The 24,405-nt window shown below is 64.3% G+C and carries 20 protein-coding genes; 8 read left to right on the forward strand and 12 right to left on the reverse strand.

Annotated elements, in window-relative coordinates; translation table 11 throughout:
- Positions 1–281: 281 nt before the first annotated feature.
- Positions 282–1,469, forward strand: coding sequence for an acetate/propionate family kinase (locus ABXS05_RS15675; RefSeq protein WP_367624546.1), 1,188 nt, complete (start codon positions 282–284; stop codon positions 1,467–1,469).
- 9 nt (positions 1,470–1,478) lie between these two features.
- Here ABXS05_RS15675 and ABXS05_RS15680 read toward each other — a convergent pair whose 3' ends face one another.
- Positions 1,479–2,738, reverse strand: a complete 1,260-nt coding sequence (locus tag ABXS05_RS15680) for an MgtC/SapB family protein (RefSeq protein ID WP_367624547.1) — start codon at positions 2,736–2,738, stop codon at positions 1,479–1,481.
- 36 nt (positions 2,739–2,774) lie between these two features.
- Positions 2,775–4,382 carry a bifunctional aminoglycoside phosphotransferase/ATP-binding protein gene (locus ABXS05_RS15685; protein WP_367624548.1) on the reverse strand — a complete coding sequence of 536 codons (1,608 nt, stop codon included), beginning with the start codon at positions 4,380–4,382 and terminating at the stop codon, positions 2,775–2,777.
- A gap of 270 nt (positions 4,383–4,652) precedes the next feature.
- Between ABXS05_RS15685 and fixL the strand changes: the two genes are divergently transcribed.
- The 6 genes from fixL to ABXS05_RS15715 all read left to right on the forward strand — a co-directional run bounded on the left by fixL (position 4,653) and on the right by ABXS05_RS15715 (position 11,446).
- Positions 4,653–6,206: a sensor protein FixL gene (gene fixL, locus ABXS05_RS15690; RefSeq protein ID WP_394312774.1), complete on the forward strand. Its 1,554-nt coding sequence runs from the start codon at positions 4,653–4,655 to the stop codon at positions 6,204–6,206.
- On the forward strand, positions 6,199–6,816 hold the full coding sequence (gene fixJ / locus ABXS05_RS15695) for a response regulator FixJ (protein WP_367624549.1): 618 nt from the start codon (positions 6,199–6,201) through the stop codon (positions 6,814–6,816). The genes fixL and fixJ overlap by 8 nt, the downstream gene beginning before the upstream one ends.
- Positions 6,817–6,962: 146 nt before the next feature.
- Positions 6,963–7,364 carry a response regulator gene (locus ABXS05_RS15700; protein WP_367624550.1) on the forward strand — a complete coding sequence of 134 codons (402 nt, stop codon included), beginning with the start codon at positions 6,963–6,965 and terminating at the stop codon, positions 7,362–7,364.
- A 99-nt stretch (positions 7,365–7,463) separates the two neighbouring features.
- On the forward strand, positions 7,464–8,159 hold the full coding sequence (locus tag ABXS05_RS15705; RefSeq protein ID WP_311943485.1) for a helix-turn-helix domain-containing protein: 696 nt from the start codon (positions 7,464–7,466) through the stop codon (positions 8,157–8,159).
- Between the two features lie 60 nt (positions 8,160–8,219).
- Positions 8,220–10,586 (forward strand): phosphoketolase family protein, encoded by a 2,367-nt coding sequence (locus ABXS05_RS15710; RefSeq protein WP_367624551.1) that lies wholly within the window; start codon positions 8,220–8,222, stop codon positions 10,584–10,586.
- Between the two features lie 131 nt (positions 10,587–10,717).
- Positions 10,718–11,446 (forward strand): CBS domain-containing protein, encoded by a 729-nt coding sequence (locus ABXS05_RS15715; protein WP_367624552.1) that lies wholly within the window; start codon positions 10,718–10,720, stop codon positions 11,444–11,446.
- Between the two features lie 49 nt (positions 11,447–11,495).
- Here the strand turns inward: ABXS05_RS15715 and ABXS05_RS15720 are convergent, their stop codons facing one another.
- Positions 11,496–12,827, reverse strand: a complete 1,332-nt coding sequence (locus ABXS05_RS15720; protein WP_367624553.1) for a four-carbon acid sugar kinase family protein — start codon at positions 12,825–12,827, stop codon at positions 11,496–11,498.
- A gap of 19 nt (positions 12,828–12,846) precedes the next feature.
- Positions 12,847–14,115 carry a 3-oxo-isoapionate-4-phosphate decarboxylase OiaX gene (gene oiaX / locus ABXS05_RS15725; protein WP_367624554.1) on the reverse strand — a complete coding sequence of 423 codons (1,269 nt, stop codon included), beginning with the start codon at positions 14,113–14,115 and terminating at the stop codon, positions 12,847–12,849.
- Between the two features lie 205 nt (positions 14,116–14,320).
- Here oiaX and ABXS05_RS15730 point away from each other — a divergent pair, with 205 nt between their 5' ends.
- The gene (locus ABXS05_RS15730) at positions 14,321–15,043 is read left to right on the forward strand and encodes a transcriptional regulator NanR (RefSeq protein ID WP_311943496.1); all 723 of its coding nucleotides are present in this window, start codon (positions 14,321–14,323) and stop codon (positions 15,041–15,043) included.
- 236 nt (positions 15,044–15,279) lie between these two features.
- On the opposite strand, the gene ABXS05_RS15735 is transcribed toward ABXS05_RS15730, so the two are convergent.
- The 8 genes from ABXS05_RS15735 to ABXS05_RS15770 form a co-directional block, all read right to left on the reverse strand.
- A complete protein-coding gene (locus tag ABXS05_RS15735) occupies positions 15,280–16,308 on the reverse strand; it encodes a Gfo/Idh/MocA family protein (RefSeq protein WP_367624555.1) in 1,029 nt (342 codons plus the stop codon).
- Positions 16,308–17,372, reverse strand: coding sequence for an ABC transporter permease (locus tag ABXS05_RS15740; protein ID WP_311943500.1), 1,065 nt, complete (start codon positions 17,370–17,372; stop codon positions 16,308–16,310). The genes ABXS05_RS15735 and ABXS05_RS15740 overlap by 1 nt, the downstream gene beginning before the upstream one ends.
- Positions 17,369–18,925 (reverse strand): sugar ABC transporter ATP-binding protein, encoded by a 1,557-nt coding sequence (locus tag ABXS05_RS15745; RefSeq protein WP_367624556.1) that lies wholly within the window; start codon positions 18,923–18,925, stop codon positions 17,369–17,371. Before ABXS05_RS15745 ends, ABXS05_RS15740 begins: the two co-directional genes overlap by 4 nt.
- 20 nt (positions 18,926–18,945) lie before the next feature.
- Complete coding sequence (locus ABXS05_RS15750) at positions 18,946–19,605, reverse strand: DUF2291 family protein (protein WP_367624557.1); 660 nt, start codon at positions 19,603–19,605, stop codon at positions 18,946–18,948.
- Between the two features lie 88 nt (positions 19,606–19,693).
- On the reverse strand, positions 19,694–20,635 hold the full coding sequence (locus ABXS05_RS15755) for a D-ribose ABC transporter substrate-binding protein (RefSeq protein ID WP_367624558.1): 942 nt from the start codon (positions 20,633–20,635) through the stop codon (positions 19,694–19,696).
- 93 nt (positions 20,636–20,728) lie between these two features.
- Positions 20,729–22,078, reverse strand: a complete 1,350-nt coding sequence (locus ABXS05_RS15760) for an MFS transporter (protein WP_367624559.1) — start codon at positions 22,076–22,078, stop codon at positions 20,729–20,731.
- Positions 22,079–22,222: 144 nt separating this feature from the next.
- Positions 22,223–23,050 (reverse strand): phosphogluconate dehydrogenase C-terminal domain-containing protein, encoded by an 828-nt coding sequence (locus ABXS05_RS15765; protein ID WP_367624560.1) that lies wholly within the window; start codon positions 23,048–23,050, stop codon positions 22,223–22,225.
- Between the two features lie 444 nt (positions 23,051–23,494).
- Positions 23,495–24,397 carry an NAD-dependent epimerase/dehydratase family protein gene (locus tag ABXS05_RS15770; protein ID WP_367624561.1) on the reverse strand — a complete coding sequence of 301 codons (903 nt, stop codon included), beginning with the start codon at positions 24,395–24,397 and terminating at the stop codon, positions 23,495–23,497.
- Between the last annotated feature and the right edge of the window lie 8 nt (positions 24,398–24,405).

Raw genomic sequence — 24,405 nt, forward strand, 5'->3', positions numbered from 1 at the left:
CGGCGTTTCCCCCGACATTGAGCTGCATCAAGGCCAGCCAAAAGCGCTCTCGAATAGGTTGGCCTGCCGCCCGCGCAGGACCGATGGACACTCTGGTCGTGCCGGGGCTCCAAGCCGGGAACATCCCGGGCCGGCAATTGATTTACCAAAAGAGTCAGATGCGGCGGGTCCCGCCTTCTGCGCTCTGACACCAGGCGTCCTCACCGGCAGATCATACTCGGCCGACGTTGCTTCCATCTCGATCGCACTCGCCAGAGTGGCGGCCAAAGGAAAGTCTTTCGATGAACGGCATCCTTCTCACCTGCAATCCCGGCTCCTCCACCATCAAGCTCGGGCTGTTCAAGCGCGAGGACAGGAAGCTCGAACGCCTGGGCATGGGCATCATCGACCTTCGCCGCAAGCCGCTCGGTCTCCACATCGTGGAGGGTCCCGAGGTCGTCGATATTCCCCTGAAGGCCTCAACCACCGAGGACTTCCACGACGTCATCGACGAGACCCTCGACCTGTTGAGCAGACATTTTTCTCTCGACGAATTGGTGGCCGTCGGCCACCGCGTCGTCCATGGCGGCGACGTCTTCTCGCGGGCCGCCCTGATCGACGATGCGACCTTGAGCGCCATCGAGGACCTGGTTCCCCTGGCTCCGCTGCACCAGCCCCAAAGTGTGCGGCTGATCCGGGCCGTCCGGCACCTCCGCCCCCACCTGGTGCAGACCGCCTCCTTCGATACCGCCTTCCATCATGCCCAGGCCGATATCGTCCGTCGCTTCGCGCTGCCTCGCGATCTCTTCGACCAGGGCATCAAGCGCTACGGCTTCCACGGCCTGTCCTATCAATTCATCGCCGGCAGGCTGAGAGAAATCGCACCACGCCTGGCCACCGGACGGGTGGTGGTCGCCCATCTAGGCAGCGGCGCAAGCCTGTGCGCACTCGCCAATGGGGCCAGCCGCGATACCTCGATGGGGTTCTCGACCCTGGACGGCATTCCCATGGCCACGCGCTGCGGCGCCCTGGATCCCGGCGTCCCGCTCCATCTCATGAAGCAGCGCGGCTATTCGCCCGAGGCTCTCGAAGATCTGCTCTATCACCGCTCCGGCCTGCTCGGGATCTCGGGGTTGAGCGCCGATACCCGCGACCTCCTGGCCAGCGATGCAGCCGAGGCGGCCGAAGCCATCGACCTGTTCTGCCTGCGGATCGCCCGGGAAATCGCGGCACTGGCGACAACCGTCGGCGGGCTGGATGCACTGGTCTTCACGGCCGGCATCGGCGAGAACCAGCCCCTCATCCGAGAGAAGGTCTGCGGCCCCCTCGCCTGGCTCGGCCTCGATCTCGACTTCGAGGCCAATAGCGAGAATGCACGCCGGATCAGCGCCGATACCAGCGAGATATGCGCCCTGGTGATGGCGACCAACGAGGAACAGGTCATAGCCGAGGAGGCGCTCGGGCTTCTCGCCAAACTCGACGGTGAATAGGCGTTCGCGCTAACGCATACTCGCCAGATAACCGGCGGCTCCTCCCGCCGCCACGGCAAGCAGGCTGATCGCGCCGAAAGGCAGGGCGCAACGCCATCCCCCGGCATAGGCGGCCATGCCCACCTTTGCCAAGGCATTCACGGCGACAGCCAGGCCGATGGCCAAGGCGGCGGAACCGAGGCCAAGATCGGCAAGGCTCATGCGGGCGATCGAGACGGTGACCGCATCGACATCCGCCAAACCTGACACCGCCGCGAGCACCATGACGCCCGCTCCTCCATAGGCCTGCTGCAGCAATTTGCCTGCCACCAGGACGACAGCCATGAAGGCTGCCAGCTTGAGTGCCGAACCGAGTTCGAGCGGATTGGAAAGCTCCAGCTTCGGGGCCTCGTGGTCCACACGCCTGATGGCCAGCACGCAGGCGCCGATCGCCTGCGTCACCGCCGCCGCCAGGGCCGGAAAGGCCAGGCTGGCGAGCAGGCCCGGATTGAGAAGGGCAGCGATGAGGCCGACACGCAGCACCATGATGGCGCCCGCCGACAGCATGCCCGCAACCAGGATCGACCAGGATTGCGGATGGGTTCCGGCCATACGGGCCAGAGCCATCGTGGTCGCGGTGGAGGACGACAGGCCCCCGGCGAGGGAGGCCAGAATGACGCCGAGCCTGTCGCCGAACAGGCGGATGGCGACATATCCGCCGAAGGAAATCCCGGCGATCAGGATCGCAAACAACCAGAGCTGCCACGGATTGAGGGTCTGCCACGGGTCGACGGTTCGATCCGGCAGGATGGGCAACAGCACGCAGGACATGGCGAGCAGCACCAGCACGGCCTTGATCTCCGGCCAGGTCAGTCCGCGCACCCACCCGTGCAACTGTTCCCGCAAGGCGAGCAGGATCGTCATTGCCACCCCGGCGGCGGCAGCAATCTGGACCTCACCGGTCAGCGCATAGGCGCCTAGGAGGAAGGTGAGCAATCCCGCCACCAGCGAGGTCGCCGAAAAATTGCCCTCGGCCTTCGCCTCCAGCCAATGAAACGTCGTCAGGGCACCCGCGAACCCCAGGAACACGAAGCCGAGGATCACCGGACCGACCGCATGGGACAGGGCGCCGGCGACGCCTCCGGTGAGTCCGGCAAGCGCGAATGTACGAAGCCCGGCGACCCGTTGGTGATCCTCCTCCTCGCGGGTCCGCCAGCCCCTTTCCAGGCCCACGAGCAGGCCAATGCCGAGGGCGACCGCAAGGCGGGCAAGGATCTCGGTCTGGCTCATGCCGATCTTGCCCTGCCGGGCAGCTTTCCGCCCGGATCAGTCTGTGCGGGACTTGCCATTCGCGCATCTGAGCGCCAGGCACGACAGGGCTTCATCTTCGACATCCTTGCGCGGCAACGTGGCATCGAGACGATGCCACGAAATACGCCCCAGATCATAGTCCGCCTGTTTGCGCACCACGTTGACATCGGCATCGGAGGCGTCGTTCGCCCGGCTGGCTACGCGCTGCTCCATGACGGGCAGCGGCGCGTGCAGCCAGAAGCCGGTGAAGCCGACGCCGGCACGCAGCGCTATGCCCTCCGCGACGTGCCTCTGGGGCAAATTCGCATAGACGGCATCCAGGATGACGCTGCAATCCGCAGCCAGGACAACATCCGCCTTGCGGCTGAGCGTGTCATAGACGGCGGTGCTGGAAGACGGCGTATAGGTCGAGGATGGCAGCTTCTGTGTCTGCTCGATGCCGGCAAGGCGCTTGCGCTCGATGTCGCTGCGCAGGACGACGGCACCGGGCGCCCTGCCCAGGAACGGGGCCAATGCCAGCGCCAATGTGGTCTTGCCCGTGCCCGACAGGCCGCCGATCGCCACCAGCCGTGGCGGCAGCTTGACCAGGAAACGACGCGCGAGCTCGAAGTAGCGCCGGGCTTCCAGCCGGCTTGCCTCGGCCTCCGACGGTGCCTGGACCATCGCCGCTGCAGCTGCGATCTTGGCCCGCAAGGCTGCCCTGATGGACAGGAAGAGAGGCAAGGCTGCAAGGCCGGCCAGATGAGCTTCGGACGCTTCCCACAAATAACGGTTGAGCACCACATTGGCATGGCGATGCAGCCCGCGATCCCAGAGGTCCATCAGCAGGAAAGCCAGGTCGTACAGCACGTCGCAGGTCGCGATCGCCTCGTCGAATTCGATGGCGTCGAACAAGGTGGCCCGCCCGTCGATGACGGCGATGTTGCGCAGATGCAGATCCCCATGGCAGCGCCTGACGAAACCAGCCTTGCCGCGTTCGATCAGGAGATCGAAGCAATCGCGATAAGCCCGGCTGGCCGCCTCGGTCAGGACCTCGATTTCCTGCAGCGGAAACAAGGTCGGGCTTTCGCGAAATGCCTCGTCATTCTGCCGGATGTAGCGTTCCAGGCTCCGGGCAGCCTCCAGGCCATCTCGGATCGGGGCCTGTTCATGGGAAGCAAGCACGGCCGCGACGATCTCGGCCAGGAGGCTCTCGCTGATTGCGTTTCGGTCGGCGAGCCGGTCGAGCGTGCCGGTTTCGTCGAAGCGTCTCATCCGCACGACCCAGTCGACGGCCTCCCCTTCGCCGTGCAACTGCAGCCCGTCGCCGGACCTGGTGATCGGGACGGCGTCGAGATAGATCTGCGGCGCATAGGCGCTGTTGACCTCGACCTCCCGCTGGCAGGCCCATTCCCGGCGTTCCACCGTCGACAGATCCATGAACGGGAAGCGAACGGCTCGCTTGAGCTTGTAGACACGGTCTCCCGCCAGGAAGACGATCGCACCGTGGGTGTCGATGCGTTCTACCGGCTCGGTCCTGCCATGCGTGCCGGGTGAAAGCAGAAAATCGATCACCTCACCTTGGTCGGCAACGACATGAGAGGTCGCGGAAGAAGATTTTCTCAAGGTTGTGGACGTTGCCATGGTTATCCCCCTTCAACGATGCCGGGTCGATACATGGCTCCATTGAAGGGCTTCACGGTGCGAGCGAATTGATCCAGCGCAAGATTGTCCAATTTGGCGTCTGGGAAGGCAGCCGATTCACCCAAAATGAAATCGCCGGCCGGGCCTTTGTCGAAAACCAACCGATCGCCACCCGAAATGGGCCCGTAACTGCTCCCCGTTTTGAACAATTCTTCTTGAAAGATCGCCTCCGCCTCCCTCTATAGAGGAAATCTCTCGCGGAGGCCGGATGTGGTCGCACCATTGCAGGATGGGTCTGTTCCAGGCCAGGAGGATCGCGCGATCCGGACCGGCCTCGACTGCACGGGCATCGGCACCTGGATCTTCGACATCGCCTCCCGGACGGTGAACATATCGGACACGGCGCGGGCCCTTTTCGGATATCGCACCGGGCAGACCCTCGACTATCGCACTTTCCTCGCCTTGCTGGACCCGGCCGACATCGATGCGGCGACGGCGGCTCTGGACGCGTCGATTGCTTCGGGCACGGCCTTCGACATTTCCTGCCGCGTCCGCGCCCAGGACAGTCCCGGTCGCTGGCTGCGCCTTCGGGGCGGTGTCCAGCAGGGCGAAGACGGCAGGGCAATTTGCCTGGGCGGCATCGTCATCGACATCGACGAGGAAAAGCGTCTCGAAGAGGCCTTGCGTACGCGCGAGGAGCATCTGCGCTCCATCCTGGAGACGGTTCCCGATGCGATGGTGGTCATCGACGAGGCCGGGATCATGCAGTATTTCAGCCGTGCCGCGGAGAGGCTGTTCGGATATGCCGGATCGACGGCGATCGGCCAGAATGTCAGCATCCTGATGCCGGAGCCGGACCGCTCGCGCCACGACGACTACCTGCATCGTTATCAGCATACCGGGAACCGCCACATCATCGGCATCGGCCGCATCGTCACCGGCAAGCGCGAGGACGGCTCCACCTTCCCGATGCACTTGTCGGTGGGCGAAATGCAGTCGGGCGGGCGCCGCTACTTCACCGGGTTCGTACGGGACCTGACGGAATATCAGCAGACGCAGGCCCGCCTGTCCGAACTGCAATCGGAACTCGTGCATATGTCACGGCTGAGCGCCATGGGAGAGATGGCCTCCGCCCTGGCGCATGAACTCAACCAGCCCCTGGCGGCGATCAGCAACTACCTGAAGGGTTCGCGGCGCCTGCTGAGCGCCTCCAACCTCGAAGGCCTCGACAGGGTCGAAACTGCGCTCGATCAGGCAGCGGAGCAGGCCTTGCGGGCTGGGCAGATCATCCGGCGCCTGCGCAGCTTCGTGACGAGAAGCGAGAGCGAGAAACGCATCGAGAGTATCGCCAAGCTCGTCGAGGAGGCAGGCGCGCTCGGCCTGGTCGGCGCCCGCGAACAGGGAATTGTCCTGCGTTTCGACCTGGATCCCGCCTGCGACCTCGTCCTGGCGGACCGCGTCCAGATCCAGCAGGTCCTGGTGAACCTCTTCCGCAATGCGCTCGAAGCCATGCAGGGCTCCCCGCGGCGTGAACTGACCGTTGCCAATGCCCCGCTCGGCGACGACATGATACGTATTCGCGTCGAAGATACCGGCCATGGTTTTGCCGAGGACGTCCGCTCGAGCCTGTTCCAGCCCTTCTTCACCACCAAGCAGACCGGAATGGGCGTCGGCCTTTCCATCAGCCGCTCCATCATCGAAGCCCATGGCGGAAAGATGTGGGCCGAGACCAATCAGGCCGGCGGCGCCACCTTCCAGTTCACCTTGCCGCTCGGCACCCTTGCCGACTCCCAGAACTTGTCCGAGACTTCTTCCGATGCCTAACAATGCCAGGGTCTTTATCATCGACGATGACGCGGCTGTACGGGATTCGCTGGCGTTCCTCCTGTCGACCTCCGGCTTTGCCGTCACCGCTTTCGAGACAGCCGAGCACTTTCTCGAGGCCCTGCCCCGGCTCGGCTTCGGCTGCGTCGTCACCGATATTCGCATGCCCGAGATCGACGGCATCGAGCTGCTCAAGCGTTTGAAGGCGACAGCTGCCGATCTGCCGGTGATCGTCATGACCGGCCATGGCGATGTTCCCCTCGCGGTCGAGGCCATGAAACTCGGCGCACTGGATTTCATGGAAAAGCCTTTCGAGGACGAACGTCTCATCAATGTCCTGCAGGCGGCGTTCGAACAAAGCAGCAAGGCGACCAAGGTCGCTGCGGATGCAAGCGAACTGGCAGCCCGCCTCGCCTCCCTCAGTCCGCGCGAGCGACAGGTCATGAACGGCCTGGTTGCGGGCCTCTCCAACAAGGCGATCGCCAAAGAGTATGATATCAGCCCACGCACGGTGGAGGTCTACCGCGCCAATGTCATGATGAAGATGCATGCCGGCAGCATCTCGGAACTGGTCAGGCAGGCGATACGCAGCGGTGCCCTGATCGATTGATCGCCTGCGTATCGCAATAGCTCCGCCGCGCATCAGACCGGCGCCAGGGCCGGACCTTGAGCTGCATCAATTCCGCACCGGGAACACCGGCATATGCTCCCTCTTTGCACCGTCCCGTCCGGGCCCCTGCGGTGCCGGGAACCGCCATGACGTCCTCTCAGCCTCTCTTCGTAATTGCCGTCATCGATGACGACCGCGACGTGCTCGGCTCTCTCCGCTTCCTCCTGGAAGCAGAGGACTTCACGGTGCGAACCTATTCGAGCGGCGTCGACTGCCTGTCGCAAATGGCCTCCTTTGCGCCCGACTGCTTCGTCATCGACTACAAGATGGCGGAGATGGACGGTCTCGAGCTCGCCGTGCATCTGCGCGCGAGAGGACAAAGCGGGCCCGTGGTGCTGATCACCGGCTATCCCGACGAGACGATCGAGCACAAGGCGCACCGTGCCGGCATCCAGCACGTCGTGCTCAAGCCTCATATCGCCGAAAGCCTGGTCGCCAATGTCCGCGCGGCCATCGCCGACAGGAGCTTCCCCAGCGACATCCGGTAAGGCCCTTAGGGGTCCTTCCCTAGGGATTCGACCGAAATTTTCGCAGGCCTCGTTCGGGCCTACGACTTGGCCATCCGCCGCATCCAGGAGATGGCCACGATGTTCTCTCGCCACGAAATGTCCGCCCGATCGAAGGTCGATGCGCCACCACCTGTCGCCATTGGCACTGCCAATTTCGGTTCCTCCAGCTTTACGCTCCTGCCTGCGCTGCTCGGGACGATACACGGCTATGACAAGGGCGAGGAGATCTATGGCGACGACGAACCGGCGGACTATGCCTACGAAGTCATCAGCGGCGCCGTTCGCACCTGCAAGCTCCTGGACGACGGACGCCGGCAGATCGGCGCCTTCCATCTGCCCGGTGACATCTTCGGCCTGGAGATGGGTTCGGTGCATCGCATGACCGCAGACGCCGTGGTCGATACCACGGTGCGGCTGGTGCGGCGCAAGAGCCTGGAAGAAGCCGCCCTCAAGGATATCGGTGTCGCCAACGCCTTGCGCGCGCTGGCCTTGCGGGACCTCAGGCATGCCGAAGACCATATGATCCTGCTCGGCCGCAAGACGGCCCTCGAGCGTGTCGTCACCTTCCTGCTCGAAATGGATCGGCGGCTTGCCGTGGCCGGCATGTTCGAGCTGCCGATGTGTCGCCGCGACATCGGCGACTATCTCGGCCTGACGCTCGAAACCGTCTCGCGCGTGATCTCCCAGCTTCACGGCAAGGGCGTGCTCGGCCTGTCCAATGCCCGCCGGATCGTTTTGCGCAATCGGCAACTTCTCGGCGCCATGGCCGTTTAACTGGAAGCACCTTCGACCAGCACCCCATCCCGCCCTCCTGGAAATCTCGAAGACCTTGCCATGACCACAGCCTTGAAGCCCGCAGAACTCGCCCTCATCGACCGCTATTGGCGTGCTGCCAACTATCTGTCGGTCGGGCAGATCTACCTCCTCGACAACCCGCTCCTGCGCGATCCCCTCACGCTCGACCATGTCAAGCCGCGGCTGCTCGGCCATTGGGGCACCACGCCGGGCCTGAACTTCCTCTATGCGCATCTCAATCGCGTCATCAAGCGCGACGACCTCGATGTCGTCTTCATCTGCGGGCCGGGCCATGGCGGACCGGCCATGGTGGCCAACACCTATCTGGAAGGCAGCTATAGCGAGATCTATCCGGAGATCGCCGAGGACGAGGATGGGCTGCGCCGCCTGTTCCGGCAATTCTCCTTTCCGGGCGGCATCCCCAGCCACGCTTCCGCGGACACGCCCGGCTCGATCCACGAAGGCGGTGAGCTGGGCTATGCCCTGGTTCACGCCTATGGCGCGGCTTTCGACAATCCGGACCTGATCGTCGCCTGCGTCGTCGGCGACGGCGAGGCCGAGACCGGCCCCCTCGCCGCATCCTGGCATTCCAACAAGTTCGTCAATCCCGTCCATGACGGCGCGGTGCTGCCGATCCTGCATCTCAACGGCTACAAGATCGCCGGCCCCACCATTTTGGGCCGGCTCGGGGACGAGGAAATCCGCAAGCTCTTCGAGGGCCTCGGTCACGAAGTCCTCTTCGTCGAGGGGTCGGAGCCCGCCTTGATGCACCAGGCCATGGCTGCGGCCTTCGATCAGGCCTTCGGCCGCATCCGCGCCATCCAGAATGCGGCCCGTACCAAAGGCGAGACGGGGCGTCCGCGTTGGCCGATGATCGTGCTGCGCAGCCCCAAAGGCTGGACGGGCCCCAAGGAGGTCGACGGCCTCAAGACCGAGGGCTTCTGGCGCTCCCATCAGGTGCCGCTCAGCGGCCTTGCGGAAAAGCCCGGTCATCTGGCTTTGCTTGAATCCTGGATGCGAAGCTACCAGCCCGACCAGCTCTTCGATGCCGAAGGCCACCTCCTGCCGGACCTGAAGGCGCTCGCTCCGAAGGGAGACCGGCGCATGGGCGCCAACCCCCACACCAATGGCGGCCGGAAATATCACCTGCACTGCCCCGACCCGCGCGCCTTTGCGGTTGCGGTGACATCCCCCGGCAGGACCAGTGCGGAGGCGACCCGGGTCCTCGGGCGCTATCTGGGCGAGGTGATGCGCCTCAACGCCGAGGCCCGCAATTTCCGCATCATGGGACCGGACGAGACCACGTCCAACCGGCTCGATGCCGTGCTGGAGGTAACGGATCGCACCTGGATGGAGCCTCGCCTGCCGGAAGACGTCCATCTGTCGCCGGACGGGCGCGTGATGGAGGTCTTGAGCGAGCATCTATGCCAGGGATGGCTGGAAGGCTATCTGCTGACCGGCCGCCACGGGCTGTTCAATTGCTACGAAGCCTTCATCCACATCGTCGATTCCATGTTCAACCAGCATGCCAAATGGTTGAAGGTGTCGCGCGAACTCGCCTGGCGCCAGCCGATCGCCTCGTTCAACTATCTGCTCAGCTCCCATGTCTGGCGCCAGGACCATAATGGCTTCAGCCACCAGGATCCGGGCTTCATCGATCTTGTCGCCAACAAGAAGGCGGACATCGTCCGGGTCTACCTGCCGCCGGACGCCAACACGCTGCTCTATGTCGCCGACCACTGCCTGCACACCTACGACCGCATCAACGTCATCGTCGCGGGCAAGCAACCTTCTCCCCAATGGCTGGACATGGAAGCGGCTGTGCGCCATTGCCGTGCCGGCATCGGCCTGTGGGATTTTGCATGCAACGATCAGGGCAGCGAACCCGACGTGGTGATGGCCTGCGCCGGCGACGTGCCGACACTGGAAACGCTGGCTGCCGTCGACCTGCTGCGCCAGCATTGCCCTTCGCTGAAGATCCGTGTCGTCAATGTGGTCGACCTCATGGCCCTGCAGGATCCCAGCCAGCATCCGCATGGGCTCGAGCAGCGCGAATTCGACGGGCTGTTCACCACCGACAAGCCCGTGATCTTCGCCTATCACGGCTATCCCTACCTCATTCACCGCCTGACCTACAGGCGGGCCAATCACGACAATTTCCATGTGCATGGCTTCAAGGAAGAGGGCACCACCACCACGCCTTTCGACATGACGGTGATGAACGGTCTCGATCGCTTCCATCTCGCCATTGCCGCCATCGATCGCATTCCCGGCCTGCTGCCGGCCGCTGCCCATGTGAAGCAGGCGCTGCGCAACAAGCTGATCGAGCACGAGGACTATGTGCGCCGCCATGGCGACGACATGCCGGAGATCAAGAACTGGGTCTGGCCGCATGGCACGAATTGAGGCTCGCCCAGTCCGGCGCCAACCGCGCGGCCTTGCATGAGATCAATGCAGCCTGCGCTTCAGCCGCTATCCGACAGCAACCAGGGGTCGCGCCATATCCCGGCCGCCCACCCATCAGTAAGGAGGCCACCATGCGGGTCGCAGACGTGATGACACGCAACATCGTCAGCGTGACACCCCAAACCACTTTGTCCCAGGCGATCGACGTCATGGTCCGCTCGCACATAAGCGGCCTGCCGGTCATCGGTGAAGACGGCCGGCTGGCCGGCATTCTCAGCGAAGGAGACCTGCTGCGCCGCCCCGAGCTCGGCACGGAAAAGATCGGGGCAAGCTGGTTCAGTTCCCTGTTCAAGGCAGGGCATCTGGCACAGGCCTATGCACAGACCCATGGGCGGCGGGTCGATGAAGTGATGACCAGGGACGTCGTCGTCGTCGCTCCGAACCAGCGGCTCGAGGAAGCCGTGCTCCTCATGGAACAGCACGGCATCAAGCGCCTGCCCGTCGTCGAAAACGAGCGCGTCGTCGGCCTGCTGTCCCGCGCGGATCTGGTGCGGACCCTGGCCGAGTTCCTGCGCCAGCCCTATGAAGAGCAACCGGTGAGCGACCAAGGCATCAAGGCTGCCATCGAGGCCGAATTCCAAGCCCAGCCATGGGCGCCGGCCGGCGCCATCCGGGTCGAGGTCCAGAACGGCCGGGTGGAACTGAGCGGTGTGATCACCGATGAAAACCAGCGCAGCGCCATCCGGATCATCGCCGAGAACACGCCCGGCGTGCAATCGGTACGCGACAATATCAGCTGGGTCGAACCGATGACCGGTATTGTCCTGTCTTCCCCCGAAACCCGGGACAAGACGGACTGATCCCTCTTCCCTTTGCAGCAGCTGAGAGAAATGCGATCGGCCGTTGTGATCAAACCGAGCTGCGGCCGTCGCGTATCATCGAAAAATAGTCGTCGCCGCCGACCTGCCCGCCTTTGAGCGCGATCTCCAGGCCATCGAAGGCCGGCGCGGCCGCATAGGCCGTGCACAGGGGGGAGCCGGGGCATGACGGCAAGGGCAGCCTCGTCGTCAGCGCGAAGATTCCAAGCTCGCGCAAGGCGTGGCTCGACGTATCGCCGCCGGCGATGACCGCCCGGCGCAGGCCCGCCCGTTCGACGAGGGCCTTCTGGATCCGGCCCAGCGCCACGCCGATGCGGTTGCGGTCCCCGTCGCCCTCGAACCCGTCACCGATGTCGGTGCCTGGTCCGAGCGCGGTGTAGAGGACGACGCTGCGTCCCTGCTCCAGCCTTTCAAGGCCGGTGGTGACGGCTTCGGCAATGGCCGCCTCGCCATGGCTGATGAGCGCACGCGGGTCCAGCGCAACGCCGTCGAACCCGTTGGCGGTGGCATGGCGGATCTGCCGCTCCGTGGTGGGGGAGCAGCTCCCCGACACCACGGCGATGCGATCGGCAATGCCGGGCGCAGCAAAGGAGGTTTTCCCGCCGACTACCCCGCTTTCCTGCCAGGCGCGCAGCAGCGCATATTCGACACCCGAAGACCCGGCCATGAAGGGCCCAAGCCTTGATTGCAGGCGCAGAAGCTGGCGCCCCGCCTGCAGTTGCGTGGCATCGTCGTTGACATCGAGGAGGACGATGTCCTCGCCTCTCGCCAGCACGGCATCGACGATGTCGTCGGCATCGGCCGCTGCCAGCGCCGCGATGTCGACGAGGCCGATACTGCCCCGCGTCTGCCGGGCAAGGTGCAGGCGAAGGTCCGCCTCGTCCATCGGCGTCACCGGATGGCGGCTCATCACCGGATGGCGGTCGATGCGATAGACCTGGCCCTGATAGCCGGCGAACAGGGTACCGAAGCTGGTGTAGCGCCGGAGCTGCGGGGCCCCAACCACCAGTGGAACCTGCCGCTGTCCGAAGACCTTGCTGCCGATCTCGATGGCGCGGCCGATATTGCCGATCGCCGGGCTGGAGTCGAAGGTGGAGCAGACCTTGTAGTGGCAGACGCCTGCTCCGAGCTGCTTCAGCCATTCGAAGGCCGGGGTAAGCTCGGCATCCATCCAGGCCGGGCTTTGGCTGCGACTGGTGCCGGCGAGGCCGATGGCGTCGCACTCACCCAGGCGCTCGCGCTGCGCCACGGTGGGCGGCTGCAGGAACAGGGCGGTACGCACGCCATGGGAGGCCAGTGCTTCCATCACATCGGTGGAGCCGGTGAAGTCGTCGCCATAATAGGAGAGCAGCAAGCCCGACATCGTTCTTTCCTTGTAGGGCTCAGGATGCAGCGGCGTCGGCGCCGAATTTCTGCAGGGATTGAGCGAGTTCGCGATGCTCGCGCGCATAGGCTTCGAGCGGCACGCCCTCGACCGCGGCCTCCCAGGCTTGCCTGACAGCGCGCACGCCCGCCGCCGGGCCGCCGGGATGACTGACCACCCCGCCACCGCACAGATAGAGCAGGTCCACGGTCTTGCCGGTGCGGGCATAGGTATCCGGCGCCTGGCCGCCCCATTGGCCCGAACAGACGACCGGCACGGGGCAGACATCGCCCTCGAACAGGGGCGTCGTCACCGCTCGGAAGGAGCGCACGAAAGATTCGTCCGACTCCCAGTATTTGGCGCGGATACCGTTGATCTGGAACTGATCGATGCCGAGCAGCCGCCAGAACTGCTGATAGACCTCGAAATCCATGCCGAGCCCGGGATGCCGCGTGAGGATATCCCAGCCATTGCGATGGGCGTGCAAGGCAAGGTGCGAGCGCTTGCGCAGGAAGGACAGGCCGCCAAGGCCTATCGAATTGATGTTGATCACCGCGGCATTGCCGCCGGCCCGCACGACGATGTCGTGGTTGCGCATCATCTCGTCGGGATCGCTGTGGGAGATGCCGAAGGCATACATCACCTTCTTGCCGGTCTTCTGCTCATGATCGAGGATGACGGGCATGATCGCCTTCACGCGATCCTCGAGGCTGGAATAGGCCGGGCTCGCCAGCTTCTCGTCGTCCTTGATGAAGTCGACCTCGGCTTCGACGAGTTCGCGCACCTGCTCGGCCGATTCGGGCGGGCGCAGCCCCAAAGCAGGCTTGACGATGGAGCCGATCACCGGCCTGTCCTCCACGCCGGTCAGCCGCCGGGTGCCCGCCATGCCAAATTGCGGGCCGGGATAGGCAGCCGTGAAGGCCCCCGGCAATTGCATGCCGGTGACGCGAATACCGCTGAACCCCTTGATCGAATAGACGCCGCCTATAGTGATCGTCATCAGCGCCGCCAGGTCGGTGCCGATCGCCTCGATCGGAAAATCGATGTCGACATCGGCACGCCGATAGATCGCGCCGACCGGTGCCGACGGGTCGGGAATCGAGGGAACATCCAAGGCCTCCAGGGGGCGGATCGCCACGACGCGTGCGGCCACGCGCGCCTTGAGCTCGGGCGTCTCGCCCGGCAAGCTGACGAAGGTACCGGTCGACTGATCACTGGCAATCTTGGCGGCCAGCTTCTCGACATCGCCGGCCGTCTCGATGCGATAGGTCATGCGGATGACGGACATGGTACCCATTCAGTCTGGGCACTCGCAGCGCCCGGTCTGGAATTGCTTAACAGGTATGATGAGTATATCATGACTTAAGTTGAAGCAACGGAAATTCGCCTTGTCTGTTTCCAGACAGCGGTGGCACTGTTGCAGGAGCGGACTTGCCTCGCAGCAAAACAGGCGGCAAAGACCGCCGAACCCACGGCCTCAATCGGAATGCCCCATGCCCCTCACCGATCAACGCATTGTCCGTCGCAAGCTCTCCGACGAGGTTTTCGACCGCCTCAAGGCGCTGATCACCGGCGGGGAACTGCAGCCGGGAGACCCCTTCCCTTCCGAACGCGAATTGATGGACCGCCTTGGTGTCGGCCGTCCCGCCATCCGCGAAGCCATGCAGCAGCTGAGCATTTTCGGCCTGCTCACCATTTCCCATGGCGAGCGCGCGCGCGTTCGCCAGCCGACCGCCAAATCGATCTTCCAGCAGGTCGACGATGCCGCCAGCGTGCTCCTGTCGAGCTCCCCGGCCTCGCTGGAGCATCTGAAGGAGGCGCGCCGTTTCTTCGAGCTGGGCATGGTGCGCCAGGCGGCGCAGAAGGCCGACGCACAGGCGGTCACCGGGTTGCAGGAAGCCCTGGCGCGCCAGCGCGCAAGCCTTGGCGACGCCGATGCCTTCATCAATGCGGACATGCTGTTCCACACGCGCATCGCCGCCATCTCCGGCAACCCGCTGTTCGAGGCGATGAGCGAAGCCATGCTCGGCTGGCTGAAGCAGTACCACACCGACTTGCTGATCTGGACCGGCAAGGAGAACTATACCCTGTCCGAGCATGAGGACATCCTCAACCGCATCATCGCGCATGATCCGGACGGGGCCGAACAGGCGATGGTCCGACACCTCGATCGTTCCGCCTCGCTCTACGTTCACCAGACCGTAGCGTCGGCCTGAGAAAGCGTCGAAGAATAAACGAATTGAATTGGTTTGACCTTTGTCATTGCCGGGCTTGACCCCGCAATCCAGCTCCCCATCCAGTCTTTTGAAGACGGGGCCGCTGGATGCCCGGGTCAGGCCCGGGCATGACAAAGGCGGCGTTTCAGTTATTTCCAGACAATTCCTAAACGCCCCAGCGGGAGGAACGAAGCGCCAGGGATGCCGACGCCTCGTGGCTCATGGGGCGGGCGGCATCAGATCGAGGCCATCTCGATCGTCTGGCCACTGGCGGCGCTGGCATAGGCCGCCTCGACCAGGGCCATCGTGGCGATGTTGTCCCGCCCGCTGGTAGAGGGTTCCTTGCCGTTGCGCAGGCAATGCAACCAATGGCGCTGGATGGCGAGCACGCTCTCCTGGATATTGTGCCAGGGACGCGAGGCCCAGGGCAGCAGAGGCGGCGACAGGTCGACCTCCTCGCGCCCGCCGGGCCCGTTCACGACGAGCCGATAGCCCGTGCCGAGCCGCAGCGTGCCCGCCGAACCGTCGATCTCTACGAGCGTCTCGGGGAAAGGATCGACCGGCAGCCTTGTGGCATAGCTGCAGTCGACCACCGAGGACAGGCCGCCCTCGTGATCGAGCAGCATCGTGGCGACGTCCTCACCCTTGATGGCAGGGTTGACCCGCTGGGTGCGCGCGCTCAGCTGAGTCACCTCGCCAAACAGGAAGCGGGCGATGTCGAGGATATGGATGCCTAGGTCCTCGATGATGAAACGCTTGCCTTCGGCGAGATAGGGCTGGCCGCTGAAGACGTCGAAGCCGGAACGGAAGGACACGCGCGCCCAGAAAGGCCGGCCGATGGCATTGGCGTCGAGACGCGTCTTCACAGCCTGGATCGCACTCTGCCAGCGGAAATTCTCGTGCACCATCAGCGGCACGCCGGCGAGGCGGCAGGCCTCGACCATCGCGCGCGCATCCGCCATCGAAAGCGCGAAGGGCTTCTGGCAGATGACGGGAATTCCCATCTTCGCCGCGAGCTCGACGAGCGGTCGGTGGCTCGCCACGGTGGTGGCGATATCGACGAAGTTCGGCTTCTCCGCCCGGAGCATCTGCTCGGCATCGCCATAGCGCCTGTCGATGCCGAAAAGCTCACCGGCATGGGAGAGACGTTCCGGGTCGCGGTCACAGAGGGCGACGATGTCGACGCCCTCGGCGTCTCGCCAAGCATGGAGCTGGTTGATGGCGAAGAAGCCGCAACCGATCAAGGCACCGCGATAGGACGCCATCAGGCCAGCCTCGCCATCTGGCGCAAGGCAACACGCTGCTGCAGCCGGCGCTGGGCCTGGTCCACCACCACGGCAATGACGATCACCAGGCCCTTGATCACCATCTGCCAGAACTCGCTGACCCCCATCATCACCAGCCCGTCGGAGAGAATGCCGATGACGAAGGCACCAATGATGGTGCCGCCGATGGTGCCGCGCCCGCCCGACATCGAGGTGCCGCCGAGCACGGCCGCGGCGATGGCGTTGAGTTCGAAGCTCTCGCCGGTGGCCGGATGCGACGCCATCAATTCGGAGGAAACCACCAGGCCGACGACGGCGGCGCAAAAACCCGAGAACATGTAGACGAAGAGCTTCACCCGGTTGACCCGGATACCCGATAGCCCCGCGGCGCGCTCATTGCCGCCCACGGCGAAGATGTGGCGGCCGAGTGGCGTGCAGCGCGCCATATAGGCGGCAGCCAGCGCCAGCACGGCAAGGATCCAGACCGAGGCCGGCAGGCCGAGGAGGCGTCCGGCTCCCAGGACGGCATAGCCCTGCGTGCCGAAATCGGCGCGGCCGACCAGATTGGGGAAGGTCGCGCCATCGGATGAGAGAAGCGCCAGGCCGCGGGCGATATAAAGCGTGCCAAGCGTCGCGATGAAGGGCGCGACATTGAGCTTGGTGATCAGCAATCCGTTGACGGCGCCGATCAGGATGCCCACCAGCAGGGTGATCGCCATCACCTCGTAGATGTTGAAGAAGATGGTGTAGCCGATGCGCAGGTCCAGGCCGTTGAGGATCAGTCCGCCGGCGACCATGCCGCACAGGCCCACGATCGATCCGACCGACAGGTCGATGCCGCCGGTGACGATGACGAAGGTCATGCCCATCGCCAGGAACGCATTCAGCGCCACGTGCTTCGACATCAGGATGAGATTGGCCGTGCTGAGGAAGTTCGGCGCCGCCAGCGAGAAGAAGATCAGCACGGCGAACAGGGCGATGAAGGTGCGCAGCTTCATCAGGTTCAGCGCAAGCGAGCCGCTTCCGGCGGACGGATGGTTCAAGGTGTCCTGCGCGACTGTCATGCCGGCGCTCCGTGATTTGCAGAAGATGGGGAAGGAACGGGGCCATGGCCGAGCGCGGAGGCAGCCACCACCTTGGCGGCCGTCGCCTCGGCCCGCTCGAACAGGGCGGTGAGCTTGCCGTTGCTCATCACGGCGATGCGATCCGACAGTGCCATCACCTCGTCGAGATCGGAGGTGACGAACAGGATGCCGAGGCCGTCGGCGGCGAGCCGCCGCATGGTGCGGAAGACATCGGCCTTGGCGCCGACATCGATGCCGCGGCTGGGCTCGTCCATCAGCAGCACTTTCGGGCCGGTCATCAGCGCCTTGCCGATCACCACCTTCTGCTGGTTGCCGCCGGACAGGGAACTCACCTCCAGCTCGGGATCGGCCACCTTGATCGACAAATCCTTGACGGCGGCGCGAATGGCGGCCTGCTCGCGGGCCCGCCGGATATGGAAGCCGGCGAGGAAACGACCGAGGGAGGCCATCGACAGATTGGCGGCGATCGAGAGGATGCTGACCAGCCCTTCCCTCTGCCGGTCTTCCGGAATCAGGGCCAGGCCCCGGCGGATGCGCCCCGTCACATCCTTTTCCGCCACCGGCTTGCCGTCGACGAAAAGGCGGCCGGTGGCGTGGCGGTGGCGTCCCATCACGCATTCGAAGAATTCGCTGCGTCCGGCTCCCATCAATCCGTAGATGCCGACGATTTCGCCCTGCCTGACCGACAGGGAGACATGGTCGACGGCGAGCCCTCCGCTCACCCGCGGCAGGCAGACGTCCTCAGCGCGGAAGACTTCCGGACCGAGCGGATGATCCTGCGTCTTGGCGAAGTCCTTGGCGTCGGAGCCGATCATCTGGTGCACGATCCAGGGCACGTCGACATTGGCGATGCGCTCCTGCCCGGTGACACGGCCATCGCGCAGCACGGTGATGTAGTCACCGATGCGGATGAGCTCTTCGAGCCGATGGGAGATATAGACGATGGCGACGCCCCGCGCCTTGAGATCGGCGATGACGCGGAAGAGGATCTCGACCTCGGCGGCACTGAGGGCGGAGGTCGGCTCGTCCATGATCAGGATGCGGGCATCCTGCGCCACCGCCTTGGCGATCTCGACCAGTTGCTGCTGGCCGATGCGCAGATCCTCCACCGGCGTGCGGGCATCGATGCCGGCCTCCAGCCGTTCCAGGAATTCGGCGGCACGGCGCTCCTGCTCGCGATGGTCGATGCCAAGGGGCAGCCGCACGATTTCGCGGGCCGCGAAGATGTTCTCGGCAACCGAGAGATTGCCGAATAGGTTGAGCTCCTGGAACACCATGCCGATGCCATGCGCCACCGCCTCCCCGGCATCGCGGAAGGTGACAGGCTTGCCGTCGAGCAGGATGCGTCCGTCCGTGGGCTGCACGACCCCGGCAATGATCTTCATCAGCGTGGACTTGCCGGCGCCGTTCTCCCCGACCAGAACGTTCACGGCACCGCGCCGCACGTCGAAATCGGCATGCCTGACGGCGACCGTGCCGGAATAGACCTTCGACACGCCTTCCAGGCGCAGGACGACGTCGTCATCGGACATGGCAGGGCGGCCTTCCTGGGTCATGACCCTGCCCCGAGGCTCAGTTCGGCCGGCGTCACCAGCGGCGGCTTGCCGCCCGGCTCCAACACATAGGCGCCGAGCACCGTCACGGAGCGGCCGACCAGCTTTTCACGCGGCAAAGCCTGCAGCACATCGGCATTGACCCGGGCGTTGAAGGCCTTGCCGAACTGGGCGTATTCGATCTGGTTGGTGAAGGCGTTGAAGGACACGAAATCCAGGCTGTCGCGCAGCGCAGTGCCGCGCAGGGCCGGACCGATCTGCACCACCATGTCGGCCTTGCCATCCCCGTCGACATCGACGTCGATGGTGGCGGCGCGCGAGCCGGTATTCGCCGCCACGACGCGGCCCTCGGCCTTGACCACATAGGTCCAGGGCACGGTGCCTTCCTTGGCGCGATACCCATATTTCTGCCCGGCCTCGTCTGCATTCTTCGCGGCGAGGTCGCGGACGACGACGAAATCGCCCGCCTTCGCCTTGAGATAGGGCAGGACCTTGGCTGCCCAGATCGCGTCGACGGCTTTGTCCGGGTCGAAGACGGGGCCCGCGCCCGAAGCGCCGACCTGTCGGGCAGCCTGTACTTCGGCAGTCGGCGCGATCTTGCACGCTGCAAGGGTGAGCGCCATGGCGGCGATCATCAGCCTGTTGGCAAGCCTGGGCATGGATTGGCTCCGGCCTCGATTGTCGGGATCAGGAACAGGCCCGGGACGCCCCGTGGGAGGCAGATCCCGGGCAATCTTCATCGCAGCGTCAATTCGCCAGCGCGAAGGTTTCGAGCTTGCCGGCATTGTCGGGCGTGATGAGCACGCAATCCATCAGCTGCTTTTCCTGCGCGGGGCCCTTCTTGGTCTTGATGTAGGTGTCGGCCTGCTCGACGGCGGTCTGGGCCTGGAGATAGGCGGGCTGCAGGACCGTTGCCTTGATGCCGCCCTGCTTGATGGAATCGCGCACATCGTTGGAACCGTCGAAGCCGACCACGATCACGTCCTTGCGACCGGCGGCCTGCAGCGCGGCGATCGCCCCCATCGCCATGGTGTCGTTGCCGGAGATCACGCCCTTGATGTCGGGATTGGCCTGCAGGATGGTCTCCATCTTGCTGTAGGCCTCGGTCTGGCTCCAATTGGCCGACTGGCGCGCAACCATCTTGAGGTCGGGATAGTCGTCGATGACGTCGTGATAGCCCTTGGAGCGGATGCCGGCATTGGTGTCGGCCTCCCGGCCGACCAGTTCGACATAATTGCCCTTCTCACCCATCAGCTTGACGAACTCCTGCGCGCCGGCCTGGGCACCCTGGTAGTTGTTGGAGACGATCTGGGCGACGGCAATGCCGGCGACGTTGATCTCGCGATCGATCAGGAAAGACGGCACGCCGGCATCCTTGGCTTTCTGCACGGCGGCCACCGTGGCGGCGGCACCGGCATTGTCGAGGATGATGGCCTTGGCGCCGCGGGCAATGGCGGTGTCGATCAGCTGCGACTGCTTGTTGGCATCATCGTCATGCACCAGCACCAGCGTGTCATAGCCAAGCGCCTTGGCCTTGACCTCGGCCCCCTGCGCTTCCGCCTTGAAGAAGGGGTTGTCGTGCGACGGCGTGATGATGGCGATGAGATCGGCGGCCAGGGCCGTGCCCATTGCCGCTGATGCCATCACGCCGGCAAGCGCAGCGCCCAGCAAAAGTCGTTTCAAGCTCATGTCGTCCTCCCATTTGTCTGTTGGCGGTTCAGTCTGTGATGGCCGCCGGTTGCATCCGGCGGGTCTTTCTTGGCTATTGGCGCGAATACGCCCTCATGGCTTGAGGGCTGCGTAGGCCTGCGAGGCCTCCCCGCTTTTCCTGATCTCCCGTCCGACCAGGAAGGCGAGGACGGCCGAGAGCAGCATGAAGGCTCCCACGATGATCATCGGGGCCTGGTAGAGGCCGGTGTAGTCCTTGACGGCGCCGGTGACGTAGGGTGCGGCGAAGCCGGCGACATTGCCGATCGTGTTGATGAGGGCGATGCCGGCAGCGGCCGCTGCACCCGACAGGAAACGCCCTGGCAGGGACCAGAAATTCGGCAGGGCCGCGAAGATGGCGCAGGCCGTGACGGTGATGCAGGCGACCGTGGTCTCGGGCGACGGCATATAGAGAGCCAACGGGATGCTGACCGCGCCGACCAGGGCCGGAATACCGATATGCCAAGCCCGGACCCCGCGCTTCGTCGCGTCCCGGCTCCACAGATAGAGCGCGATTGCCGCGGGAAGATAGGGAATGGCGATGACCAGCCCGGCCTGGAACACGGTGAACTTGGTGGCGAACTTCGCCTCGAAGCCGGAAACGATGGTGGGCAGGAAGAAGGCCAGTGCGTAGAGGCCATAGATCATGCCGAAATAGATCAGCGCCAGCATCCAGACCCGGCCGCTCGACAGGGCCGCGCCGATCGAACCATTGTGCGGCTCGCGCTTGGTGCTGTCCTCGCGGGCAAGTTCGCCGATGAGCCAGGCCTTCTCCTCGGCGCTCAGCCATTTCGCGTCCTTGGGTGAATCCGGCAGGTAGAACCAGGTGACGATGCCGACCAGGACGGCCGGGATCGAGACGCCGGAGAACATGATCCGCCAGCCTTCGAGGCCGAAAAAGCCATGGGCCTGGATCAGGGAAGAAGCCAGCGGCGCGCCGATCACCGTCGTCATCGGCTGGGCGATGTAGAAGAGGGCGAGAATGTTGGCCCGGTGGCGGGCCGGCACCCAGGTGCTGAGATAGAGAATCGCGCCGGGGAAGAAGCCCGCCTCGGCGATGCCCAACAGGAAACGCAGGACATAGAGCTCGGTAACGCCGCTGACCCAGGTGAACAGCAGCGAAACGATGCCCCAGGTCACCATGATGCGGGCAAGCCAGCGGCGGCCGCCGAATTTATGCAGGGCCAGATTGCTGGGAATTTCCAGCAGGATGTAGCCGATGAAGAAGATGCCGGCGGCAAACCCGAATTGCGTGGCGGTAAGCCCGAGATCCTTGGTCAGGCCGTGCGGGCCGGCGAAGGAAATTGCGGTCCGGTCCAGGAAGTTGATGAAGAACATCAGGCCCAGGAACGGCGCGAGGCGCCAGGTCGCCTTACGAATGGCCGACCGTTCGACGGGGGCGATCGCGAGGGTATTCGAGCTCATTTTTCCTCCCAATGAGCAAAGCGCTTCCTCCCCTATGTTCTTCTATGGAGGGCGCCGGCGGCTGGCTGCTCGACGGATCGTCGACAAGCCTGGTCGAAAGCAGGCAGCCGCCACCCAGGGGCGACGGCTGCTGCAGGATCCGGTTCAGGTGATGCGGCGGATGCTGTCGGCGATCTCGTTCGGCTCGAAGACCCGCTTCCAATCGTCCCGCATGAGGGCCGGCTTGCCGAAGGCAATGGCCTTGTTGCAGGCGTCGGAGAACACGCCCTTGACCTCGTCGAAGATCACGGCGCCGAGCACGTTCATGTGGCCGAGCAGGAAGTCGCGAGCCGCCTCGTGGGGAACGCCCCGGGCCACGACCTCGTCCATGGCCTCGCGCATCACCACCAGAAGGGTCGCGCAGACGGTCTCTGACAGACCCGGCTCCAGCAGCGCCATCTGCTCGACGGTGACGCGATGGGAGCGCATCACCGGAGCCCAGATCACCTTGGCGATCTCCTCGCCAAGCGCATAGGCACTCTCGGGGCCCTGCATCAGCGCGCTGACGATGTGCTGCTTGGCAGCGATGCCGCCGAAATGGTCCTGCTTGGCGGCCATCTCCGTCTCGTCGTTGAAGATCGGCGGGTGGCAGGGATGGGTTACGAAATAGGTCAGGTCCGGGCGATCGGGCAGATGGCCGGCGAAAGGCGCGGCGGCGTCGAGCACGACCACCATGGTGCCGGGCTCAAGCTTGTCGGTGATGCCGGCGGCAACCTTGCCGATCAGCGTATCCGGCACGGCGAGGATGACCACGTCGACCCCTTCCAGAGCGGCATCCGGCGCGACGCTGTCGAGGCCAAGGCCGGTCTTGAGACGTTCCTGACCAGCTGCGCTCACCTCGACATGCCGCACCTCGAAGCTCGACGCCTTGAGGTTGCTGGCCAGCCGGTAGCCCATCTTTCCGCCGGCGCCAAAGAGCGCGATCGTCGTCATGCAGATCTCCTCTCGAATTCGAGAGGCTTATAGATCTACTGGTATGATGAGTCAATCATCACTTATGATAATGATGTGCCTTCGACCTTTTCTCCGCTCAATGGTACCGATGCCGCCATACCGGCGAACGGCCACCTCCCGCGCGGGAGAACGCGCGCAGGATTTAGCCTTATTGTAAATATATATCAATATTTTATGTGTATTCTTGAAACTATTGCATAAAGGCATGCAGGCAACGCTTATACCTGGTCCAAACGGTAACGCGCCCCAGCATTACAGTTGCCATCTCCACGCGAAAGAGATTTGGAGTGTCGGCCTCCCGGCTGACACTCCGCGTATTCCGTTCCCTTTAGACAAACGCAATTGCCGTGCTAGGCGGATCGCCACCCGCGGAAGGTGACTTACATCCCTGGCGCGAGCACCATCATCGACCACGGCGTCGGGCTACGCCTCCAGGCGCGCCTGCCACCATTGTATCGTCTCGGACAGCCGGTCGCGCATGGTCCTCAGCGGTCGATATCCGACCTCGTTGCGCAGCCTCGTCACATCGGCAACGATGACCGGCGGTTCGTTGGGGCGATCCGGCAGGGCGCCGAAGCAAAGCTCTCCGACACCGCCGGCAACCGCGCGGATCTCTTCGGCCAATTCCTTGATCCGCAAGGCTTCTCCCGAAGCGATGTTGACCGCGCCATTGACCTTCGACACGGCAAGCCGCGCCAGGGCTTCGCCGGCATCGCGCACATTGGTGAAATCCCTGACCTGCACGCCCGACGACATCAGCACGGGACGCCGAGCCAGGAGATTCATGACGATCGAGGAGACCAGCCTGTTAGGATGTTCATTCGGCCCGAACAGAAAGAACAACCTGCCCCAGGCGAACTCGATACCGCGCGTTGCAGCCAATTCCTCGATGATCCGGCGCGCGGCGTCCTTGGAAACGGCATAGAGCGTGCTTGGTCGAATATTGGTTTCCACTTCGCTGCAGGCATGGCCTGACGACAGGTCATATTCCATGCAGGTGCCAGCACACACGATGCGCCGCACCCCCGCCTGGTGGGCGGCCGAAACGAGTTGGATCGTCGCCACCGTCCATCGCAGATTTGCCTCCGCATCCCAGAACTTTCCATGCTCCACATCCCAGGCCAGGTGAAGCACGACTTCCGGCTTGGATACGGCAAGGGCGACCTCCGCCATCGAAGGATCAAGCAGGTCGGCGACGATGATCTTGCATCCCGGCATGGTCGCGAGTTTACGCGAGACGACGAAGACTTCGTGCCCCGCCGCCGCGAGCGACGCGGCAGCCCATCTGCCAATAAACCCCGTCCCGCCTGTAACGAGTACACGCATTATTGCCT

The organism is Labrys neptuniae (genome assembly GCF_040797145.1).
GTDB classification, from domain to species: domain Bacteria; phylum Pseudomonadota; class Alphaproteobacteria; order Rhizobiales; family Labraceae; genus Labrys; species Labrys neptuniae.

Excerpts from the sequence above, each read along its gene's own strand:
- ABXS05_RS15675 (WP_367624546.1), top strand. The coding sequence starts at position 282 with ATGAACGGCATCCTTCTCACCTGCAATCCCGGCTCCTCCACCATCAAG.
- ABXS05_RS15680 (WP_367624547.1), bottom strand. The coding sequence starts at position 2,738 with ATGAGCCAGACCGAGATCCTTGCCCGCCTTGCGGTCGCCCTCGGCATT.
- ABXS05_RS15685 (WP_367624548.1), bottom strand. The coding sequence starts at position 4,382 with ATGGCAACGTCCACAACCTTGAGAAAATCTTCTTCCGCGACCTCTCAT.
- fixJ (WP_367624549.1), top strand. The coding sequence starts at position 6,199 with ATGCCTAACAATGCCAGGGTCTTTATCATCGACGATGACGCGGCTGTA.
- ABXS05_RS15700 (WP_367624550.1), top strand. The coding sequence starts at position 6,963 with ATGACGTCCTCTCAGCCTCTCTTCGTAATTGCCGTCATCGATGACGAC.
- ABXS05_RS15705 (WP_311943485.1), top strand. The coding sequence starts at position 7,464 with ATGTTCTCTCGCCACGAAATGTCCGCCCGATCGAAGGTCGATGCGCCA.
- ABXS05_RS15710 (WP_367624551.1), top strand. The coding sequence starts at position 8,220 with ATGACCACAGCCTTGAAGCCCGCAGAACTCGCCCTCATCGACCGCTAT.
- ABXS05_RS15715 (WP_367624552.1), top strand. The coding sequence starts at position 10,718 with ATGCGGGTCGCAGACGTGATGACACGCAACATCGTCAGCGTGACACCC.
- ABXS05_RS15720 (WP_367624553.1), bottom strand. The coding sequence starts at position 12,827 with ATGTCGGGCTTGCTGCTCTCCTATTATGGCGACGACTTCACCGGCTCC.
- oiaX (WP_367624554.1), bottom strand. The coding sequence starts at position 14,115 with ATGTCCGTCATCCGCATGACCTATCGCATCGAGACGGCCGGCGATGTC.
- ABXS05_RS15730 (WP_311943496.1), top strand. The coding sequence starts at position 14,321 with ATGCCCCTCACCGATCAACGCATTGTCCGTCGCAAGCTCTCCGACGAG.
- ABXS05_RS15735 (WP_367624555.1), bottom strand. The coding sequence starts at position 16,308 with ATGGCGTCCTATCGCGGTGCCTTGATCGGTTGCGGCTTCTTCGCCATC.
- ABXS05_RS15740 (WP_311943500.1), bottom strand. The coding sequence starts at position 17,372 with ATGACAGTCGCGCAGGACACCTTGAACCATCCGTCCGCCGGAAGCGGC.
- ABXS05_RS15745 (WP_367624556.1), bottom strand. The coding sequence starts at position 18,925 with ATGTCCGATGACGACGTCGTCCTGCGCCTGGAAGGCGTGTCGAAGGTC.
- ABXS05_RS15750 (WP_367624557.1), bottom strand. The coding sequence starts at position 19,605 with ATGCCCAGGCTTGCCAACAGGCTGATGATCGCCGCCATGGCGCTCACC.
- ABXS05_RS15755 (WP_367624558.1), bottom strand. The coding sequence starts at position 20,635 with ATGAGCTTGAAACGACTTTTGCTGGGCGCTGCGCTTGCCGGCGTGATG.
- ABXS05_RS15760 (WP_367624559.1), bottom strand. The coding sequence starts at position 22,078 with ATGAGCTCGAATACCCTCGCGATCGCCCCCGTCGAACGGTCGGCCATT.
- ABXS05_RS15765 (WP_367624560.1), bottom strand. The coding sequence starts at position 23,050 with ATGACGACGATCGCGCTCTTTGGCGCCGGCGGAAAGATGGGCTACCGG.
- ABXS05_RS15770 (WP_367624561.1), bottom strand. The coding sequence starts at position 24,397 with ATGCGTGTACTCGTTACAGGCGGGACGGGGTTTATTGGCAGATGGGCT.